15 protein-coding genes are annotated in these 21,464 nt (G+C 55.9%); 4 read left to right on the top strand and 11 right to left on the bottom strand.

Annotated elements, in window-relative coordinates; translation table 11 throughout:
* Position 1: 1 nt before the first annotated feature.
* Genes M8010_RS00980 through M8010_RS00940 form a run of 9 tightly spaced genes read right to left on the bottom strand, consistent with a single transcriptional unit; the run spans position 2 to position 13,784 of the window.
* On the bottom strand, positions 2–2,875 hold the full coding sequence (locus M8010_RS00980) for an EAL domain-containing protein (protein ID WP_250086938.1): 2,874 nt from the start codon (positions 2,873–2,875) through the stop codon (positions 2–4).
* Positions 2,868–3,338, bottom strand: coding sequence for a response regulator (locus tag M8010_RS00975; protein WP_250086936.1), 471 nt, complete (start codon positions 3,336–3,338; stop codon positions 2,868–2,870). The genes M8010_RS00980 and M8010_RS00975 overlap by 8 nt, the downstream gene beginning before the upstream one ends.
* Entirely contained in the window at positions 3,331–6,969 is a 3,639-nt protein-coding gene (locus M8010_RS00970; RefSeq protein WP_250086934.1) for a PAS domain-containing protein, read from the bottom strand. Before M8010_RS00970 ends, M8010_RS00975 begins: the two co-directional genes overlap by 8 nt.
* Positions 6,966–9,212 carry an ATPase, T2SS/T4P/T4SS family gene (locus tag M8010_RS00965; RefSeq protein ID WP_250086932.1) on the bottom strand — a complete coding sequence of 749 codons (2,247 nt, stop codon included), beginning with the start codon at positions 9,210–9,212 and terminating at the stop codon, positions 6,966–6,968. Before M8010_RS00965 ends, M8010_RS00970 begins: the two co-directional genes overlap by 4 nt.
* A gap of 9 nt (positions 9,213–9,221) precedes the next feature.
* Entirely contained in the window at positions 9,222–10,379 is a 1,158-nt protein-coding gene (locus M8010_RS00960; protein WP_250086930.1) for a sensor histidine kinase, read from the bottom strand.
* The gene (locus M8010_RS00955) at positions 10,372–11,040 is read right to left on the bottom strand and encodes a GTP-binding protein (RefSeq protein ID WP_250086929.1); all 669 of its coding nucleotides are present in this window, start codon (positions 11,038–11,040) and stop codon (positions 10,372–10,374) included. The genes M8010_RS00960 and M8010_RS00955 overlap by 8 nt, the downstream gene beginning before the upstream one ends.
* 10 nt (positions 11,041–11,050) lie before the next feature.
* Complete coding sequence (locus M8010_RS00950; protein WP_250086927.1) at positions 11,051–11,575, bottom strand: response regulator; 525 nt, start codon at positions 11,573–11,575, stop codon at positions 11,051–11,053.
* Positions 11,572–12,918 carry a response regulator c-di-GMP phosphodiesterase, NosR family gene (gene nosR / locus M8010_RS00945; protein ID WP_250086924.1) on the bottom strand — a complete coding sequence of 449 codons (1,347 nt, stop codon included), beginning with the start codon at positions 12,916–12,918 and terminating at the stop codon, positions 11,572–11,574. The genes M8010_RS00950 and nosR overlap by 4 nt, the downstream gene beginning before the upstream one ends.
* 2 nt (positions 12,919–12,920) lie before the next feature.
* Entirely contained in the window at positions 12,921–13,784 is an 864-nt protein-coding gene (locus M8010_RS00940) for a sensor histidine kinase (RefSeq protein ID WP_250086922.1), read from the bottom strand.
* A 310-nt stretch (positions 13,785–14,094) separates the two neighbouring features.
* Here M8010_RS00940 and M8010_RS00935 point away from each other — a divergent pair, with 310 nt between their 5' ends.
* Positions 14,095–15,105 (top strand): GGDEF domain-containing protein, encoded by a 1,011-nt coding sequence (locus M8010_RS00935; protein WP_250086920.1) that lies wholly within the window; start codon positions 14,095–14,097, stop codon positions 15,103–15,105.
* Between the two features lie 5 nt (positions 15,106–15,110).
* Here the strand turns inward: M8010_RS00935 and M8010_RS00930 are convergent, their stop codons facing one another.
* A complete protein-coding gene (locus M8010_RS00930) occupies positions 15,111–16,502 on the bottom strand; it encodes an MATE family efflux transporter (RefSeq protein ID WP_250086918.1) in 1,392 nt (463 codons plus the stop codon).
* A 179-nt stretch (positions 16,503–16,681) separates the two neighbouring features.
* Here M8010_RS00930 and M8010_RS00925 point away from each other — a divergent pair, with 179 nt between their 5' ends.
* From M8010_RS00925 to M8010_RS00915, 3 genes are all read left to right on the top strand, one after another.
* Positions 16,682–17,548 carry an EamA family transporter gene (locus tag M8010_RS00925; RefSeq protein WP_250086917.1) on the top strand — a complete coding sequence of 289 codons (867 nt, stop codon included), beginning with the start codon at positions 16,682–16,684 and terminating at the stop codon, positions 17,546–17,548.
* A gap of 98 nt (positions 17,549–17,646) precedes the next feature.
* Entirely contained in the window at positions 17,647–19,224 is a 1,578-nt protein-coding gene (locus tag M8010_RS00920; protein ID WP_250086915.1) for a methyl-accepting chemotaxis protein, read from the top strand.
* A gap of 155 nt (positions 19,225–19,379) precedes the next feature.
* Positions 19,380–20,762: a sodium-dependent transporter gene (locus tag M8010_RS00915; protein WP_250086913.1), complete on the top strand. Its 1,383-nt coding sequence runs from the start codon at positions 19,380–19,382 to the stop codon at positions 20,760–20,762.
* Positions 20,763–20,831: 69 nt separating this feature from the next.
* Here the strand turns inward: M8010_RS00915 and M8010_RS00910 are convergent, their stop codons facing one another.
* Positions 20,832–21,407, bottom strand: coding sequence for a hypothetical protein (locus tag M8010_RS00910; RefSeq protein ID WP_250086912.1), 576 nt, complete (start codon positions 21,405–21,407; stop codon positions 20,832–20,834).
* Between the last annotated feature and the right edge of the window lie 57 nt (positions 21,408–21,464).

Here is a 21,464-nt window from a genome sequence, read left to right as displayed (position 1 = left end):
ATCAGACCACCGAGGCGTTGTAATAAAGGAACGCCTGTTGGATATGGTTTCTGATCTGCTGGTCATCCCAGGGTTTGGTCAGAAATTTATAGATCGCTCCCTCATTGATAGCGTCCGTTACGGATTTGAGATCTGTGTATCCCGAAAGAACAATGCGAACCGTATCCGGGTGAATGTCTTTGACCTGACTGAGAAAATCGGTACCAGACATCTCGGGCATGCGCTGGTCTGAAACGATCACCTGAACATCGTTGACCGCCAGCAAGCTGAATGCCTCCTTCACGCTTGTGGTGGCGAGGATGCGATAACCATCTCGCCGCAGAACCCGCTTTAATGCGCGCAATATGTTCTCCTCATCATCCAACAGTAGTAGTGTGGGCTGTTGGTGGCCGGCGAGGTTTCCGTCGTCAGGCTGCTTTGCATCGGTCTCCTGCTTGTTCATGAAGGCAACCAGATCCTCGAACGGCATCGGGCGCGCAAAAGCAAAGCCTTGCAATAAATCGCACTGGTTCTTGCGCAGAAAAGCGGCATGAGCTTCAGTTTCCACGCCTTCTGCAACTACCTCGAGACCCAGGTGATGAGCCATGGAGATGACGCCCTGAGTGATGGCGGCGTCACTCCGGTTTTCGATGACATCCTTGATGAATGAGCGATCAATTTTGATTTTGTTGGAAGGCAACAGCTTGATGTAGCTAAGGCTTGAAAAGCCGGTGCCAAAGTCATCAATGGCGATACTGACACCCAGCTCTCGGACGGCATGGAGAGTGCTGATAACCACATCGGTATCGTGAAGCACCACGGATTCCACCACTTCAAGCTCGAGGTGCTCCGGTGGCAGTCCCGACGCTGCCAGCGCGTCCTTGACCATATCAATAAAACCAGCCTTACGAAGCTGGATCGGGGATACGTTGACGGATATCGAGCAATTCCGGAAACCTTTCGCGTGAAGGTGCACCATGTCGCGACAGGCCTGTCGAAGAATCCACTCGCCCAGCGCTATAATTTGGCCGGTTTCTTCTGCCAGTGGAATGAAATCCCCCGGGGAAATCAGCCCCCGGGTGGGGTGTTGCCATCTTGCCAGGGCCTCGACGTGCCGGGTTTGTCCGGTACGTGCGTCGATCAATGGCTGAAAAAAGACAGACAATTGTTGCTGATCGATCGCATCCTGCAGCTGATTGCGTAACTCCACCCGGAAACGCGCTTCCTCATTCAGTTCATGGGAGAACCACTGATAGGTGTTGCGGCCGCTCTGCTTGGCCCTGTACATCGCCAGATCCGCCTGTTGCAACAGTTCCATCGGCTTTGCAATGTTGACGTCTGTGGTGGAAATGCCAACGCTGGCGGTCAGGTGAATAGTTTCACCGTCCAGGCGATAAGGCGCTGCGATTTCACGAATGATGTTCTCCACGACCAGTATGGCGTCATCGGTATGGGCAAGATCCGGCAAAAGCACAATGAATTCATCGCCGCTAAGTCGGGCGATGGTATCGCCGGCGCGTACGATCGACTGAAGGCGGTTACCCACTTCAATCAGTAGTTGGTCACCCAGCCGATGCCCGAGTGAATCGTTAATAAGCTTGAAACCATCGAGGTCGATGAAGAGCAGTGCAACAACCCGCCCGTATCGCTCAGATAACTGGCAGGCCTGGGTGAGCCTGTCCTCAAGCAGAGTGCGGTTTGGCAGCCCTGTCAGAACGTCGTGGCTGATGTTGAATGCCAGTTCATGCTCGGCGCTCTTGCGCTCGGAGATGTCATTCTGAACACCGATGAAGTGCGTGATCTCCCCACGCTCGTCCCGCATGGGAGAGATGTAGAGGTCATTCCAGAAAGGCGTGCCGTCCTTGCGGAAGTTTCTGAGCACAGCTGATACATCAACACCCTTTCTCAAACCGCGCCTGATATCAGCCAGACTTTGCTCGTTGCTGAGGTCGAAATCATCTCCCTGGAGAAAACGGCAGTTGCGGCCAACGATTTCATCGCTGCTGTATCCGGTGATCCTTTCGAAGGCTTTGTTGACATAGATGACGGGCAGGTCGCGTTTCTGTGCGTCGGCAATGACGATGCCATTGGAGCTGGATTCGATACTGCGTTTGAAAAGCTTGAGCTGGCGACTGTTCTCAATCTGCGAGGTTACCTCAGTCAGCATCAAAAGCTGTAACGGGCGGCGATTTAGGGTGATGTCGTTGTTGATAATTTCAACAATCAATGCAGTGTCGTCGCTGCGCCGATGCAATTCCAGCGTCCCGCCCTGACGTAAGATGATATCGTCCGCCGACAAATACGAGGAGGCGTTCCCCGGTGCCCTGAGCCGGTCAAGGGTGAGACCATTAATATTCTCGCTGGTGTACCCATAGAGGCTGCGTGCGGCCGCATTTATAGATACCAGTACCTGCGAATCCGGTTCCATCAGGCACATGGGTGCCGGGTTACTCTCGAAGAGTAACCGGTAATGAGCTTCACTGGTGGCCAGACTTTCCGTTGCCATCGCACGGTCGATGGCGTAGCGAATGCTGCGGATCAGGGTATGTCCGTCAACACTCCCCTTGACGAGATAATCTGCTGCCCCCAATTCCACGGCGCGGGCGTCCAGCTCTTCGTCTCCCTGCCCTGTCAGCAGAATAAAAGGTGTACCGATGCTTCGTTCCCTGGCTTCCTGGATCAGGTCGATCCCCGAGTCAGGGCCCAGCCTAAAGTCCACCAGGGCAACCGCGTAATCACCTGTCTCCAGTGCGGCAATGCCCTCTCTGGTGGAGTCCACCCAGTCCAGCCGGGTGCTCACCGGGCTGCTGTCCTGAAGAAGGTCGCGGGTAATCAGGTAGTCGTCTTCATCGTCCTCAATCAGCAGGATTCGCAGCAAGGGGGCATTCTCAATCATGGTGGTCCAGTCTTGTTGGCAGGGTTACAGTTGTCACCCAGTAGCTTGTCAGCGACGAAACAACGTCGAGCAGTCCGGAATAAGTTGGTGGCTTGACTATGTAGGAGTTGGCACCGGTCTGATAACAGAGTCGAATATCGTCCTCATCGCCAGATGTGGTCATGACAATTGTCGGTATTGTTCGCAGTCTCGGGTCTGACTTGATGTCCACAAGTGCCTCCCGGCCGTCTTTCAATGGCATATTGAGGTCCAGCAGTATCAGATCGGGATGAAAACAGTCACTATCAGAGTCGCCCGGCAGTTGCTCCTCGCCGTTCAGAACCCGAATCAGTTGTACGCCATCGTGAACGAAGCACAGCCGGCAGTCATGACATCGCTCTGCGAACGCCTCTGTCATCAGCAGCCGGTCGTCCGGGTCATCCTCCGCAACCAGAATTATTAGTGGTGACTTCAGATCATTCATTGTTGCTTCCTTTCATCTGATTTCTGGTTGGAAAGTGAATGCGGAAAGTCGTTCCATGATTAATTTCGCTGTCAACGGAGATCACGGCTTCGTGGCGGTCCAGTATTTTTTTCACGATTGCCAGGCCAATGCCGGACCCGGGGAAGGCCTGTTTGTGCAGCCGCTGGAACGGTTGAAAGAGCTTTTCAGTGTAGCGCCGGTCAAACCCGACTCCGTTATCACTGACAACCAGCGTCCAGTGATTATCTGTATTGTATTCAGGGTAGACCAATACCTGGGGACTTTGGTCGGGCTTGTGGAACTTGATCGCATTGCTCAGCAGGTTCTGGAATACCTGGCGGAGCTGGGTTGCGTCACCTTCGATAGTTGGGAGAGGGCTGATGTCGACCACTGCCTGTTCCCGGCCAATAACGGTTTCCATGTCCTGTAAGACCTCCGCCAGAATGCGGTTGGTGTCGCAAATGGTCAGCGGTTGTGCCCGTGTTGTAACTCGAGAGTAGGTCAACAGATCACGAATGAGGGACTGCATACGCCCTGCGGCTGATTGCATCCGCTGCAGATAATCTCGCTCCTGATCATCAAAGCTCCCCGGCCGCATTAGCAGCCGGTCAGAGAATGCCTGGATCTTGCGCAAAGGCTCCTGCAGGTCGTGGGAAGCCACAAACGCAAAGTCCTGGAGCTCGCGGTTACTGCGCTCAAGTTCCGCCATGGTCTGCTCCAGTTGATGTTGCGCCTGTTTGCGCTCGTTTATGCTGCGATAGTAGACGGCCAGGCCTTCATCCGATGGGTAGGCACTGACCTCCAGCCAGTTGCACAGGGGGGCGTAGTAGGCCTCAAAGGATACCGAGTTGCCGGTCTCCATGGCGTGTCGGTATTGCCGTTCGAACTCGCTGTTCTGCGCTGCCGGGAACATCTCCCAGAGAGTGTTGCCAAGAAGCGCATCACGGCCCTTCTTGAGCAACTCTTCCGACCGCTGGTTGACATAGGTGAACCGCCATTCACGATCGAGAGTAAAAAAGGCGTCTGTGATACTCTCGAAGATGATGGCCTGACGCTCCGAAAATCGCCGGATCTGCTCCATGGCCTGATGGGAAGCGGTGACATCCTGGAGGCCACCCTGTATCTCCACGATCCGGCTATCCTCGTTCCTCACCGCCTGTCCAATCGCTCGGACCCATCGTAATCGACCGAGCTGGGTGCGAATCTGAACTTCTTCATCGAATGGGATGCCAGCCTGCATACATATGTTCAGTGCGTTGGTTATGGTATCCCGGCCATACGGGGTGTAGAACCTGAGCGCCTCATCAAGGGCAGGCACTTCACCGATCGGAATCTCGAAAATATCGAACATGACATGGGACCAGCGAATTCGTTTCGTGCCCACGTCCACCACCCACCCGCCAATGCGGGCAGCTTTTTCAGCGATCTTCAGCAGTGTTTCACTTTCCCGGAGTTTTTCCTGGGTGTGACGCATTTCCGTGGTGTCGCGGGCAGCCACGTAAATCAGGTCGTCGGAGCTGAGGGTGGCGCTGAGCTCGAGCCAGTGTTCCGTGTTGTCTTTGTCAATCACTCTGATATGCAGGTCGCTGATAGTATGACCTGCAATCATTGAAGCCACCGCTTCTTCGACTCTGGCCCGGTCATCCTTGTGGATCAGTTGAATGTAGGAGGCGCCCAGCAGTTCTTCACGCTCATAAGCAAGTACGTCCACAAAGGCCTTGTTGAGTTCGAAAAAGTGGCTGTTCAGGTCGACAATGCAGAACATGTCTGGCGACAGTGAAAAGAACTGTTCCCGCTCACGCATCAGTGTTTCGGCTACCAGTTGATCCGTCATGTCGCGGCCCACACAAAATAGCGCCTGATCCTCTTCTGACCATTCGACCGTCCAGGACAGGGTGATGATATGGCCGTCCCGGTGACGAAGATGGTCGCTGAAATCACTACTGACACGGCGTTCTCCGGCAATCAGTTTGCGCAGTTCCTCTGCTGTTGCCTGCCGGTCTACCTCCGGAATCAGAATTTCATACGGTTCGCCGATAAGCTGGTCGGGTCGATAAGCAAGGATGTCCTCCGCAGCAGGATTGATAGACGTGAACCGACCGCTTGAATCAATCGAACACAGGATGTCACGGGAAAACTGCATGATGCGTTCATTGGTGTGTCTGAGCGAACGCTCCCGGGCCAGGTGGGCATTCACGGTGCTGTTGAGTTTTCGCAGGCTGTCTGCGCGGCGTTCGGATTCCCGCCAGAACAGGTGGCTGAGCAGCATCAGGAAACTGAGTATCAGGCCGGTGAACAACACCAGTGGAGGGAGGTACAGAGCGTTGGCCGTAAGGCCGCCTTCCCGGGTGTAAATGTCAACATGCCACTGGCTGTCGTGGTGGGCATCAATAGAATGTGTGGCCAAAGGAATCCGCGGCCCCTGCGAGGGCTCGGGTGAGAGGCCGAAAACCAGGTTATCGCCGTGGTAGACGCCCAGGCCTAGATCGCCATCGTAATGCTTAAGCAGACTGCCATAGGCATCTTCCAGATCGATGATTGCGATCACGAGCCAGGGCTCGTCAACAAGAGCACCTGCAGGTGAGGCAATCATGGCGTACATCCGGCCGGTTTCATCCGGCCGGGGTTGGCTTAGGTGCGGAACCCGGGTCTCGGTGACATGATCCAGCCAACGTGTGTATTCGGGGTCCTGCAGCACGTTGTCCAGCCAGTGTTGGTATTGCTCCGCCTGCGCATTGATACTGACGGGTTCCCGTCGCGGATTAAGGATGCCAATCAGCCGGATTTTACCGAAATCGTTCAGGTAGGTCTGAACCTCCTGTGTCCAGCTGGCCTCCTCGGGCAGACCTTTCAGAAATTGTTGCCGGTCGGCGAGCCGGCGTATCAACGCCAGATCGTCGCCGAATGCGGCAGTACTGGAAGCGCTCAACTGATCCGCCAGGGCCTCTGCGCTGGCCTCCAGGTTATTGCTATTCTGAACACGCATGGCGTGCCAGGTGATGGTAGTGACCGCAATGCCAAACACACCGACCAGTATCAGCGCTGGTGAAAAATCTGGTCGGTCACGGCGATGGATGGTGTGGAAAAATGGCAGAGTCAGACCCACCAAAATAGCAAGTGGACTAACAATAAGGGTTGATTCCGGAATACTGCCAAGTCCCAGCACCACAAATGGTATGTGCCAGTGGGATAACAGCGAAAGCAGCCCCATTGCCACGACAATCGGGCCGGCTGCCAGCCCCACATGATGGCCCTTGCGGAGGCAAAGTGCGCCAAGCAGGGTGAGCTCCGTGAGTATAGTAACCAGCAGGAGAGGCAGGCTGATGGCGAATGCCCGCAGTGATTCAACAGCCGGCATGTTGGGCAATACAACCTGACACAGGGCAAGGATCATGGTCAGCGAAGCTATTGCGGTGGCAGCCCGTGTCTTGCGGAACAGCAGTGCCAGCATCGATACCCCGAGCATGACAGACATCAGCCCGCCACCTGGCATCAGTGGAATGCGTCCGGAGGTATTACCGCTCAGAGAAAAATAATCCAGAAAGATGACCAGCCCGATGGCTATCAGGGCGATGGCCAAGGACAGCACCAGGCAGAATCTGATAATGACCGGGTTGCGCTGCTCGTTCATTCCGTTAACACCTGGGGCCCCAACAACCTGAGGATTTCATCGGCAGTGGTCAGTCCTTCGCGGAGTTTCTCCAGGGCATCGTCCAGCAGCACCCGCATACCCTGCTCTCGGGCAATGGTTTCAATCTGCATGGCACTGGCGCCCTCGGTAATAGCAATCCTCAATGGCTGGTTCATAGTGAGCACTTCGTGGATGGCCACCCGGCCTTTATATCCCTTATGGCACTTGTCGCAACCTTTGCCCCGGTAAAAGGTCAATTCGGGTGCCATGAACTGGGGCCCCAGCTGTCCCAGGATCTCCGTGGGTGCCTCCGTCTGCTCGCAGCAGTGGGGGCAGATGCGCCGCACCAGGCGCTGGGCAATGATGGCTTCCAGCGTTGAGGCCAGCACATAGGGCTTCAGATCCAGATCCAGCAATCGCGCCACGGTGGCTGCTGCCGAGCTGGTGTGCAGGGTGGAGTACACCAGGTGCCCCGTCATGGCGGCATGGAATGCCACATCGGCGGTTTCCTCGTCACGGATTTCGCCCAGCAGGATCACGTCCGGATCCTGGCGCAGAATGGCCCGGAGCACGCTGGCAAAGTTCAGGCCGATGCGGTCTTTCACAGGCACCTGGCCGGCCATATCCACGTGAAACTCAACGGGGTCTTCAATGGTCACATAATTGCGTTCCGGTGATGCATTGTGCTGCAGCAAGGCATACAGAGTGGTGGTTTTGCCGCTGCCAGTAGGGCCGGTGGCCAGAATAATGCCCTGGGGCTTGGCCACTACATGCATCAGGCGTCTGAGGTTGTATTCCGAAAGGCCCATGTCGTCCAGGGATTGTGCCGAGGACTGCCGTTCCAGCACCCGCATAACCACCTTCTCACCGTTGATGGTGGGCAGTGTGGAAATCCGCAGGTCGACGATTTTCATCGGCGTTTTGACGGTAATGCGGCCATCCTGGGGTTTGCGGCGCTCGGTAATGTCCAGCTCGGCCATCACCTTGATGCGGGAGACCACCGACATCAGCAGGTTGGACGGGATATGGATCTTGTCCTGAAGTACCCCGTCAATACGGTACCGAACAACCAGCGACTTGGTGCGGGGGTGAACGTGGATATCACTGGCGCCGAGACGCAGGGCTTCCAGAATGATGGCGTTGACCAGTCTGATGGCGGGCGGTTCTTCCGAACTGCCCAGCAGTTGTTCGAGAGACTCCTGGTCGCTTTCGTCATCCAGAACAATCTCGATGCCCTCGTAAGGATCATCCGTACCCACCTTGGTGGCAATCTCATCCAGCTCACTGGTTTCGCCGAATATCTCTGTCAGCTTGGCCTGCATGTGTGTGGTTTCACATAGCAACGGGTGGATGGTGTACCCGGTCATGAACCCCAGCTCGTCGATCAGGCTCACGTCCATAGGGTCCACCATGGCCAGCCGTAATCGCTGGCCTTGTACTCGCAGCGGCAGTACCAGCTGGCGGGTGCAGATTTTCTGGGGAACCAGTGACATCAAGGCTGTGTCCGGCTGGAATTCGCGCAGGTCGATTTCCTCGAACAGCATGTCGTCCCGCAGCATTTCGAAGACTTTGCGGAAATCCACCCACTCATGCTTGAGCAACTGACGGACCACGGGGGTTTTCCGGCTCTGCATTTCCCGATGGAGTTGCTGGATCTGCTGGGGGTTAAGCCAACCCTTCTTGTGGAGCAGAATGGCAAGCTGGCTGCGATTGGTGGCGGTCAGCTTGCTGATGGTCTCCAGATCTTTATGCTGCTTTTTGGTTTGTTGCTCCAGTGCCCGTGTGCGCTGAATGAGTTCGTACTGCTCCAAAGCCAGGGCAATGGTCAGGCGAATGTCGTCATCGTTCCAGGGTTTGAGGATGAAACGGTAAACGGCGCCTTCTCTGATCGAGCCCATAACGGCATCGGTATTGGCATGGCCGGTAAGCATGATGCGGATGGTCTGCGGCCAGCGTTCCCGCACCTCCTTCAAAAGCTCGCTGCCGTTCATGCCGGGCATCATGAAGTCTGTCATGATCAGCTCAACTGGCTGTTTTTCCATAATTCGCAGGGCTTCGGTGCCATCTTTGGCAAACAGCAGCTCGTAGTTCTCACGCTGGAAAACCCGGCGCAGGGAGGCCAGGATATTCGGTTCGTCGTCTACCAGCAGCAAGCGGTAGGGCGCTTTCTTTTCTTCCGTCACCGTCGGGGACGTGTCGTCGGAGGTCTGGTCGAAAAACAGAGACGCGTAGCGTTTAGCCATGATGAATCCTTAACCGACCGGCAGAAAAAGGGTGACACGGGTACCTGTGCCCTCCCGGCTGTCGATCTGAATGGTGCCCCGGTGAGCGCGAACGGTGTCCCGGGCAACGGTCAGGCCCAGGCCGGTACCCGCGCCTACCGGGCGGCTGGTGAAAAAGGCGTCGAAGACCTGTTCGCGAATGTTTTCTGCAATGCCGCAGCCGTTATCCTGAATCACCACCTGAATAACGTCGTTGTCCACACTGGTTTTCACCAGAATCCGCCCGGCACGGCTCTCAGCCCCAGGCTCCTGTCGCCTTTCCCTTACTGCCTGGGCTGCGTTGTCCAGTAAATTGTAGAAAGTTTGCGATAACCGCGATGGATGACCCGAAATCGTTGGCAATTCGACCGGCTTTTCAATGATCTCCAGATCGCTGCCGTACTCGGTCTGCAGCAGATGCACGGCGCTGGAGAGCAGTTCATTGACGTCGCACTGGGTATAATCCGCCTGATCTATGCTGGAGAAGGTTTTCAGGTCCGATACGATGCTGGCGATGCGGCGGGTGCCATCGGAAGACTCTCCGATCAGGTCGGCGAAGTCATCCAGTAACTCCCGGTTCTGCTCCGTTTGAGGAAGCTGTGCCCGAAGATCATTAACGTATTCACCGGCGACCTTGAGATTGCTGGAGATAAATCCGATCGGATTGTTGATTTCGTGTGCCACGCCAGCGGCCAGTTGCCCCACGGAGCGCAGCCGGGCGCTCTCGTACAGATCCATCTGGGCCTGCTTGATCACTGCCACCTGCTCTTCTACTTTCTCCTGCAGTTGGTCCGACAGAATCCGGTAACGGGCTTCGGAGGCCTTCAGCGCTTCATTCTGTTTCTGTAGTTCGGCGTAACTGGCCTCGGTGGTGTCATGGTGCAGGTTGGCAGCAAGCCGGTACTTGGCAACGAACATCATCAGAAACGACACCAGATCGGCTGCGGCGAGACGTTCCTGATCGGAGCTGCCACCGGACAGCCAGCCCACGGTCTCAAGGTTGAACTCCAGTGCCACCGAGGTGGGCTTTCTGTTGATGCCAATTTCGACCGGCGCCTGGCACAGGGCACTTAGTGTCCGGTTCAGACGCTGGAGCTGGTCACGGGTGAGCAGATCTTCGAGAGTGGGGTCGTCTTCAAAATTACGCACAGCTTTCCTCGCTGGCGGCACTAAGCTGCCGGATAAATGTGTCGCGATCAATGCCGTGTACAGACTGCAGGGCGAACTCACGGTCTACCTCTGTGTAGAGCCGATCAAGCAATACCCGGAAAGTTTCGATAACCCCTTTGCCATTAAGAGCAGAGGCCATCTGCAATGGCGCCCAGGGGGTGTTCGCCCAGCGCTGCTGAAGCTCGGTATCGCCGACAACGCCTGGCAGGTCACGTTTGTTGAACTGCACCGCCATGGGGAGTGTGTCGATATCCAGTCCGACTTTTTCCAGGTTTTCTTCCAGATTTCCGAACGCATTAGCATTGTTGTCCTGCTGGCTGGTCTGGGAGTCCGCCACAAAGACGACAGCGTCGGCACGGGACAAGACTGCCTTGCGGGTGCTGTCGTGCTGAACCTGACCCGGAACCGTGTACAGCTTCAACCGGAGATCGAGTCCGGAATCGCCCTTCAGTCCGATAGGAAGCATGTCGAAGAACAACGTTCGGTCATCACGGGTTTCCAGTACCATCAGCTCGCCCTTGCGTTGAGGGTTCAGCAAGGAATGCAGCTGCATCAGGTTGGTAGTCTTGCCGCTCAGGGCCGGACCATAGAACACCACCTTCAGTGCCAGTCTGTTATTTTCCGCGCTGTGGTCAGCCATCAAAACCTCTTTATTGGTCGCCGATCAGAACAGAGCCGTCGACATCCCGTTGCACGCGGGTGATGCCCGGGTTGTCCTTCTCCAGCCGCAGCAATTCCTGCTCACGAGCCCTGATCATCTGCCGCTGCGCGTGGACTTCATCCAGCAGGCGCTGGTTCTCGGATTTCAATTGGTAGATATCAATTGCGGATTGGATGGCAGCCACCACTTCGTAGTCGTCCCAGGGTTTGGACAGGTAACGGTAGACTTCCGCCTGGTTGATGGCCTTGATCATGGAGTTGCGGTCCCCGTAAGCACTCAATACCAGGCGCATGGCATTGGGCTGGCGCTGCTTGGCAAACTGCAGATAGGTCACACCATCGACAGTGGGCATCTGGTAATCGGATATGATGACCGCATAATTGTGCTCCATCAGCCCGCCCAGTGCCGCCTCTACATTATCGAAGGCATGAATTTCCCAGCCGTGGGGGCGCAGCAGTCGCTTGAGGGCATTGAGAATGTTGGGCTCGTCATCCACCAGCTGGATCTTGATCATGATGCTTTCTCCGTTTCATCTTCGTCCGGGCGGTGCACGTACACCGTATAGCGGGTTCCGTCCGGTTCGCCTTTCTCGAACGCCACCAGTTTGTCGATCAGCATGGATGTGAGTTCCTTGCCTTCGTTGAGCAACAGCATGCCAGAGGCGGCGTACAGGTTGCGGGCCAGAACCATGCCGGCCTTCAGCCGCAGGGTGTCAAGGGCGGCGATATCCGGATCTTCATGCTCTACATCGGGTGCCACTTCAATGCACACTTCCAGGAACAGGTCGGCAATTTCGGGGTCGTAAAGCCGGTCTTTGTAGCGCTTGATCAATTTCAGTGCGTTATCCCTGGAGACCCTGCGCTCAAGAATCAGGCCATACTGAAGTTCCATAAAATCCACTGCGAGCCTCAGGATGCGGGAACCCAGGGGAATGTCGCTGCCTTCAAGCCGTTCCGGTACACCGTAACCGTTCCACTTTTCCTGATGATGGCGGATGATCCGGGCGGTTTCCTTCAGTGGTTCCAGAGCCATCAACAGCTGTTCACTGTTCACCGGGTATTTCAGGTATTCCAGCCGCTGCTGTTTTGTTAGCAGGTCGGAAGGGGCCTTGAACAACTCATCGGGCCAGCTGAGCTTGCCCAGGTTGTAAAGGGCAGCCGCCATATACAGGTCCCGTGAGAGGTCTTCGTCAAGATGGTGGTATTCGGCATAGGCCCTAACCAGGGCAATCACCTTGGCATTGGGCTGGCGATCCGCAGGCAGCCGCTTGTTGATCAGTGTGGAGAACACTTCAGTGGCGGTGACGTAACTGCGTTTCAGCTCTTTATAGGCGACATCCAGCATGTCTGCGGTTTCTTTCAGTTCCTCGGTGCGGGCCTGAACCTTATCTTCCAGGCTGGCGTTGAGTGCCTGTAGCTCCTTGTTCTGTTTACGGGTCAGTTTCTCAAGAGCCAACCGGCGACGTTCCGAATACTGGAATGCCAGCGCCTGGCGAATCACCAGTTTCAGCTCTTCGTCGTCCCAGGGCTTGCTGATGTAGCGGTATATCTGGCCGTCATTGATGGCCTTGATGGTGGAGTTGATGTCGGTGTAACCGGTAAGCAGGATGCGAATACACCAGGGCCACTTTTTCTTGATCTCGGACAGCAGGGTTGGGCCGTCCATACCGGGCATACGGGCATCTGAAATGACCAGGTCGAATTTCTGGTCATTCAGCAATGCCAACGCTTCCTCTCCGGATGCGGCGGTGCGGATGTCGTAGGGCTCCTTGCGGAGTACCCGTTTCAGGCTGCGGAGGATATTTTCTTCGTCATCCACCAGTAGCAGGCTGGCGTTGGAGGGAAGAGACTCTGCCATGGTCAGCCCTGCTCGTTATCCGCTGAAGCCTCTGGCTGTTTCACTGGCAGCGATATGCGGAAACAGGTGCCCTTGCCGCTGGAAGCCTGCTCGGCCGTGATATTGCCGTTGTGCTTCTGAACGATGTTAAAAGACAGGGACAGTCCCAGGCCAGTGCCCTTGCCCACCGGTTTGGTGGTGAAAAAAGGCTCGAAAATCCGGTGCAGGTTTTCCTCGGCGATACCCTTGCCATTGTCCTCTACTTCAACGATCGCCCAATTGCAGTGGCAGCGGGTGCGGATAATGATCTCGCCAAAATCGTCGATGGCGTGGGCAGCGTTGACCAGCAGGTTCATGACCACCTGGTTGATCTGGGAACTAATGCACTCCACTTCTGGCAGGTCGCCAAACTCCCGGACCACAGTGGCTTTGTATTTCAACTCGTTGTTGACCACGTTGAGGGTGGTTTCAATGCCTCGATGCAGATCAGCCGGTTTGAATTCTTCGTCCTCAATGTAGGAGAAATCCTTCATCGCTGAAATGATGGTTTTTACCCGCTCAATTCCTTCCCGGGATTCCGCCAGAAGATCTTTAAGGTCATCTTTCAGAAAGCTGTAATCTATATTCTTTTTAATGGCACTCAGGTCGTCCAACGAAGCTCCACCGCCTACTGCATCCGTTAATCTGAACAGATCTTCCAGGTAGGTACCAAGGCTTTGCAGGTTGGAATAGACATAACCCACGGGGTTGTTGATCTCATGGGCCACCCCTGCGGCCAACTGGCCAATGGCAGCAAGCTTTTCTGACTGCAGCAACTGCCGGTTTGCCTGCTCCAGTCTGGCGTTTAGCCGCTCCTGCTCTGATGGTCTGGCGTTTATGTCCGACATAATGATAGTCCGTTTTGCGGATTGCTCCGGGATTCCGGAAAAGCCAGCTTGAAGTGACATGCAATACGTTTAATCGGGATATAGTTTTAATTTTTTATGCGCGGTTTGAGTATAGTGGTTTTGGTCGCCTTTCAACGTTACGTTTGGTATCCGAAGTATCCATGTTATCCGGTTATTTCTGGAAATATGTTTCTAAAAGTGAGCAAAAAATGGCATGTTTGTTAAATGTTGTTGAGCGCACGTTCACTGATCGGATTTTGAGCTATGATAGTTTGCTAATAAGACTTTGGTCGGAGTACATACACTAATCATGCTCTATCGTCTGAAAACTGACTTCAGGCTCTCCATTATTACCCTGCTGGGTATCAGCGCTATTCTGGGGATCAGCCCATTTGCGGTGATGCGGTTTGTACAGGGCAATATGGTGGCAGGCATCATTGACCTGACGATCATGCTCGCCATCACGGCGGGTATGATTTACGCCTGGGTGACGGGTGATACGGCCCGCACGGGATTTGCCATGGCGGTCGTTGCCTCTGGTGGTGCAGTTGCCGTTGGGGCTGTTGTCGGGGAGCCAGGGCTGTTCTGGCTGTTCCCTTGCCTGGTGACCAGCTTCTTCCTTACCGAGTCGCGGTACGCCATTTTCATAAACCTCGCTGCTGTGGTGGCACTGATCGTTCACGGTGTTGCCTTCAGTTCCACGGTGCAAATGTGGTCATTCGCAGCCACCGCGATTGTCGTCAGCTGTTGCGCTTTCGTCTTCGCTCATCGTAACGAAAACCAGCGTGAACGCCTGGAACACCTGGCGACCGTTGATCCCCTGACCGGCGTAAAGAATCGACGCTCGATGGACGAAGAGCTGGCGATGGCAGCCGCCAGCGCGGCCAGAACGGGGATTTCCTATGCACTGGTGCTGCTGGATATTGATCACTTCAAAAAGGTCAACGATGAGTACGGTCACAGCGTGGGGGATGAAGTGCTGACGGAAATGGTGGCATTGATTGAACGGAATGTTCGTAAATCCGACCAGTTGTTCCGTTTTGGCGGTGAGGAATTCGTGCTGCTGATGAGCGGTGTGGATCAGACCGGGCTCAGGGCGGTGATGCACAACCTGCAACACATTATGCACAAGTTTCTGAAACATCCGGGCGGGCAGGTTACGGCTTCGTTCGGTGTTGCCCTGTTGAACATTGGCGAAGATCCTGACACCTGGCTGGCGAGGGCGGATGCGGCACTTTACGAAGCCAAGGCCAGTGGGCGGGATCAGATTGTCTACGCAGAAGATGCAGTTGCCCTGGAGTCACCGGCAGAGACCGCCTGACGGTTTTACTGTTCCGGTTCCGGCGCGAACAGGAACAGACGTAACCCCAGTAAAATGCTGGCGGATGCCAGACCACCTGTCAGACCCACCCAGAAACCGGCGGCACCCATGCTGGGCAAAAGCCAGTCGGTAAAGGTCAACACCCAGCCCAACGGCAAACCAACCCCCCAGAACGAAAACAGCATGATGAACATGGGAATGCTGGTGTCCTTGTAGCCCCTCAGGGCACTGATGCAGGTTACCTGGATAACATCGGCGATCTGGAAGAAGGCGGCGTACACCAGCAGCGTGACAGTCACGGCCCGCACATCCGCATCACTGGTGTACAGCGCTGCAATGCCGTCGGCAAAGACAAACAGCAGGATGGCAAATGCCAGCGCCACAGCCGACGACAGAATCAGCGAACTGCGAGCAATGAGCCTGGCAGTGTCCGGTGCTCGGGCACCAACGAGAAAACTTACCCGCAAGGTCAGCGCCATACCGATGCTCAGTGGTAGCATGAACAACAGCGAGACCACATTCAGCGCAATCTGATGCCCTGCCACGATCACCGGCCCCAGGGGCGCCAGGAACAGGGCAATTACCGAGAACATGCTGGCTTCCACAAAGATGGTAAAGCCTATGGGAACGCCCAGGCGCAGAATATAGCGTATGCCCTCGGCGTTCGGCTTTGCCCAGTCTGCAAGCAGGTGAAACCGGCGGTAGACAGCGCTGCGGTTGAGGTAAGCCAGCAGGGCAATGGCGGCCACCGCATTGGATATTGACGTAGCCCAGCCACAGCCAATACCGCCCATGGCCGGGAGCCCGAGCTTGCCGTAGATGAGTATGTAGTTCAGTGGCAGGTTGATCAGGGTGCCCAGTACCGAAAATGCCATGATTACCCGGGTATGCCCCAGCCCGTCCGTCAGGCCGCGCAGTGCCATCATCAGCAGCATGGCAGGAATGCCCCAGGCAAACGCATCCAGGTAACCCTGGCTGATCCGGGCGGTATTGGCTTCCAGGTTCAGCGCACTGAGTACCGGATGAACGTTGGTCAGCAGCAGGATCATGATCACCGAGCCGCCCGCCGCAATGTACAGGCCCTGCCAGGTGGCCGGCATGATCTTTTCCAGAGTACGGGCGCCGTTATAGCCGGAAATGATTGGCTGCAGAGCGCCCAGAAGCCCCATGAAGAACAGAAAAACCGGCATCCACAGGCTGCTGCCGATACCCACCGCGGCCAGATCTTCGGCACTGGCGTGGCCGGCCATCACTGTGTCGATAACGCCGTTGGCCATCTGTGCCACCTGGGCGATCAGAATCGGGCCGCCCAGAATGGCCAGCGTGCGCCATTCTGTCAGCGTTCGCTGAACCAGTGGCTGGCGGACTTCTGGTAACGGCTGGTGGACTTCATCCATGGAATCGCGTGCCTGGTTTGAAAATGAAACGGAATTGATCAGGAACGCGCGATGGTACCCTATTCCCGGTTACAGGTGGCATAGGGTGTTTCCGTGGCCGGTGTACATGCCCAGGGAGTACGGAGTAAAGTGCCGCTCCTATCAACCTTAATATCAATCACAACCTCAGGTGCGGTGGCATGGGTCTTCTGATTTTTGTAACGATTCTGTGGGCGTTTTCCTTCAGCCTGATCGGCGAGTTTCTGGCCGGGCATGTAGACAGCGATTTTGCGGTATTGACCCGGGTAGTGCTTGCGGCCCTGGTGTTTCTGCCCCTGACCCGCTGGCGTGGTGTGCCCGGTGGGTTAAAGCTGGGTGTACTGGTGACCGGCATGCTGCAGTTCGGCATCACCTATTTATGCCTTTACCGTTCATTCAGCTACCTGACCGTGCCGGAAGTTCTGCTGTTTACAATCTTCACGCCCCTGTATGTCACCCTGATTGACGATGCACTTTACCGCCGGTTTTCTCCATTTGCCCTGGTGGCTGCAGCGGTTGCCACCCTTGGTGCGGGTATTATCCGCTACGACGGCCTCAGCCAGGGCTTTATCACCGGTTTCCTGTTGCTTCAGGTGGCCAATTTCACCTTTGCAGCGGGCCAGGTAGGTTACAAGCACACCATGATGCGGTTCCCCACCGATGTGCCGGCGTACCGAACCTTCGGCTACTTCTTCTTCGGCGCGTTGATCATCGCTTTGCCATCTTTCCTGATATTCGGCGACGCCAGCCGCCTGCCAACAACGTCCCTGCAGTGGGGCATTCTTGCCTGGCTGGGCCTCGCGGCTTCCGGCGCGGGACTTTTCCTCTGGAACCGGGGTGCATGCCACGTGGACGCCGGCACTCTGGCGATCATGAACAACGTGCTGGTGCCCGCCGGACTGCTGGTCAATCTGTTGATCTGGAACCGGGATGCGGATCTACTGCGGCTGGCTATTGGGGGCGGCGTTATTGCCTTGTCCCTGTGGCTGAACGCCCGCTTTCATCCGCGGGCGCGGCTGGCGGTTTAACTTCAGTTTTACTTAAGCTTGCCGATAGGGTCTAGGCTTACTGTTGCAATATTCGCCATACCGAAATCGGGGATGGCCAGGCCGGGACTTCAGAATTTATGCGTAAAAATCTCCCCGTTACCCAGCGTGAAGTAAAAATGCGCGAAGGTGGACGTCTTATTACCACCACTGATCCTCGCGGCGTGATCACCTACTGCAACGATGAGTTCGTTGATATCAGCGGTTTTTCAAGAGAAGAGCTGATCGGGCAGCCGCACAACGTGATACGTCATCCGGATATGCCCCCGGCGGTTTTCAAGGGCATGTGGGAATATCTCAAGGCGGGAAAGCCTTGGATGGGTGTGGTCAAGAACCGGGCCAAATCCGGAGACCATTACTGGGTAAGCGCTTACGTAACGCCCATTCTCGAAAACGGAAAGATGACCGGTTACGAATCCGTGCGGGTCGCCCCGACTCGTGAACAGGTGGCCCGGGCGGAAAAGCTTTACACCAGGTTGTCCACAGGAGCGAGCGCAGTCGGGTTTCAGAGCCGGCTGATCTCCGTGTTCAGTTCTGGGTGGCCATTTGTTTTCTCCCTGATTCTGAGTCTTGTAGCACTGACCACCCTTGGCAATACCTGGCTGGTCGCCGGCGTTATTGTGGTGGTCCATGCCTTGGCCGCTGGCCTGACGTTCAGATCGGTCACCGGCCGCCTGCAAAAGTTGCTGGACTTGCGCCCGGACGCCTTCCGTGACGCTGTTGTGGCCAGAACTTACAGCGACGAGACCGGTCTGTTTTCGCAACTGGCCATGCTGATTATGAGTGAGAAGGCGCGGATTCGTACCGCTCTTGCGCGTATTGATGACCAGGCGGAATTGCTCTACGAGCAGGCCAGGATCAGCCACGGCTATATCAATGATGGTGCTGACGCAATCGCCAAACAGCAGGCCGAGACGGATCAGACGGCGTCGGCGGTGAATGAGATGACGGCGTCTATTCAGGAGGTTACCGAGACCGTAAACGCGAACGCCCGGGTGGCAGACGAAACCAACCGACTGGCAGCGAGCGGCAGCAAGCGCAGCGGCGAGGCACTGACTGCAATTGAACAGCTGGTTACCCGGGTAAACGGGATCGGTACCGCGATTGAAAAACTCGGAGCTTCCACTGAAAGTATTGGCGAGGCAGCGAGCCTGATTTCAGACATTGCAGAACAGACCAACCTGCTGGCGCTGAATGCGGCTATTGAAGCCGCTCGTGCCGGCGAGCAGGGGCGTGGCTTTGCCGTGGTAGCGGACGAAGTAAGGTCTCTAGCCCGTCGCACCCGGGATTCCACGGTGCGTATTCAGCACGTTATTGACGACTTCCGAGACCAGGTTGCGGAAGCCGTTCAGGCAACCCGTGAGGGAGAGCAGGATGCTGGCAAAGGCCTGACCAAGGTGCGCGAGGCTGAAACGTCACTGCAGGAAATTGTGTCTTCGATACAGGACATTTCCGACAGCTTTATCAGCATGTCAGCGGCGTTCGAGGAACAGAGCCAGGTGTCTGAGGAGATCAACCATCAGATCGTCAATATTGCCGAGCTCGCGGATCACAGTAACCAGAGGGCCGAATCTGCCAAAGAAAGCAGCGACTATCTGAGTAACATGTCCCGGGGCCTGAAAGACCTGGTTTCCCGCTTCGTCAGTAAAAACGGCTAGTTAGTGACACCGGCGCCGGCTGCAGACGTGAGCCGATGCCACTGTCCACTGGCATCCTGTGCCTACTGCTGGCAAAATCCCGCCCCAATAGCTGAAGCACGTCTTCAGCATGCCTCTCGAACTCGATTCATCAGCGACAAGCACAGGATGAAACCATGACTGAGTCAAAATCCAATCCGGTCCATCGTGGCCTGTGGTCCTCCCGGATGGCCTTTATCCTGGCTGCGACCGGTTCGGCCGTCGGGCTGGGCAATATCTGGAAGTTCCCCTATGTAACCGGTGAGAACGGCGGTGGCGCCTTCGTACTGGTTTATCTGCTGTGTATTGCCATTGTGGGTATTCCCATCATGATGGCGGAAGTATTTATCGGCCGTAATGGCCGGCATAATCCCATAACCAGTTTCCGTCTGGTGGCCGAGCGCAACCTGGCTTCGCCAGCGTGGCGAATATCGGCCATTGTGGGTGTGCTGGCCGCATTTATTATTCTGTCCTTTTATTCGGTCATCGGCGGCTGGGCTGCCTCCTATGTCGGCCATGCCGCCATGGGTGATTTTACCGGCCAGAGCGCTGATGCAATTGGTGAGCTTTTTGGTGGTCTGCTGGCGAGCCCGATTACGCTGTTGATCTGGCATTCTATTTTTATGGCGCTTGTCATCTTTGTAGTGGCTCGTGGCCTCAAATCCGGCCTGGAGCGTGCCGTCACCATTCTGATGCCGGCGCTGTTCGTGCTGCTACTCGTCGCGGTTGGCTATGCCACCACCACCGGCCACTTTGGCGAGGCGGTGTCCTTTCTGTTTACCCCTGATTTCAGTGCTCTGACGGTGGACGGTGTGCTGGTTGCCCTTGGCCATGCGTTCTTCACCCTGAGTCTGGGTATGGCCATCATGATGGCCTATGGCTCCTATCTTGGCGATGACGTGTCGATCGGGCGCACCGCGGTCACGGTTTCCATCATGGACACGGTTGTTGCGCTGATGGCAGGCCTTGCGATTTTCCCGGTGGTGTTTGCCAATGGCCTGGAGGCGGGCGCCGGCCCCGGCCTGATCTTCCAGACACTGCCGCTGGCGTTTGGCCAGATGCCTATGGGCAGTGTGTTTGGCGCCCTGTTCTTTGTGCTGCTGCTGTTTGCCGCCTGGACGTCCGCCATTTCCCTACTCGAGCCGGTGGTGGAATGGCTGGAAGACAAGCTGATCTTTGGCCGCGCGGGAAGTACCGTTATAGTGGGGCTTGCCTGCTGGCTGTTGGGTATTGCGTCGATCCTGTCCCTGAATGAGTGGTCCGGCTTCGCGCCTCTGGGAATGTTCGAGCGCTTCGAAGGCAATACCATTTTCGACCTGCTCGACTTCTTCACCGCTAACGTCATGCTGCCTTTGTCTGGCTTGTTGACGGCGATATTTGTCGGCTGGTTTGTGGCTAAGGAGTCACTGCAGAGCAATCTGGCGCTGCAGGGTGGTAGCTTCACCCTGTGGTACAACCTGATTCGCTTTGTAACCCCGATCGCAGTGGCCGTGGTGTTTGTATACAACCTGTTGGCGTAACAGGCCTTTATTGAATTATGGCAGTGAAAAAACCCGGCCCGTGATGATTATCGGCCGGGTTTTTTGTATTTATTGCTCCGCCCCGGTTGCGGCCCGCAAGGCCTCCATATGGGGCTGGACCGCCTGTTTGTCCGCCTCTGGCGCGCTCGCGGCCTGTTCAAAGGCGGACATGGCACCGCCCATCATTTCCCGCATCTGCTGCTTCTGGGCCTCGCTCATGTTGGGGTTGTTGTCGATCTCCTCCATGGCCCTGGCCATCTCCTGGTTCACCTGTCCGGATTGCTGACCCATTTCAAGGGCGCTCCAGGCGTGGAAGATACGGTCTCCGATCTGCCCCCATTGTTCCGGGCTGGAGAAGCCGTGCTGCTGAACAACATCCTCCAGTTGGTTATACATATCGTGCCCCTTCATTTGCTCAACAGACGATGAGAATATCCGCGACATGTCCGGCATTTCTGCCGCTTCTTCCTCCGCGGACAGATCCTCGGTCAGATCTTCAAATTCGTCTTCCATGGTCTGAAGGTCTTCCAGGCTGCTGATGAACGAACGGACCGTCTGGTCAGTCAGGGTCTCGGCATGGACACTCAGAGGGGACAGGGCAAACAGATAAAAAACAGCCAGTACGACAGGATGTAAGCGGATCATGAGAACATCTCCTTATGGTTGGGAACTCCCTGACTCCATCAAATGGGAGTTCCCTTA

The sequence above is a fragment of the Marinobacter sp. ATCH36 genome (assembly GCF_023555055.1).
Classification (GTDB): domain Bacteria; phylum Pseudomonadota; class Gammaproteobacteria; order Pseudomonadales; family Oleiphilaceae; genus Marinobacter.
The sequence above is the reverse complement of the archived record's forward strand: the minus strand, read 5'-3'. Positions and strand labels throughout refer to the sequence as shown.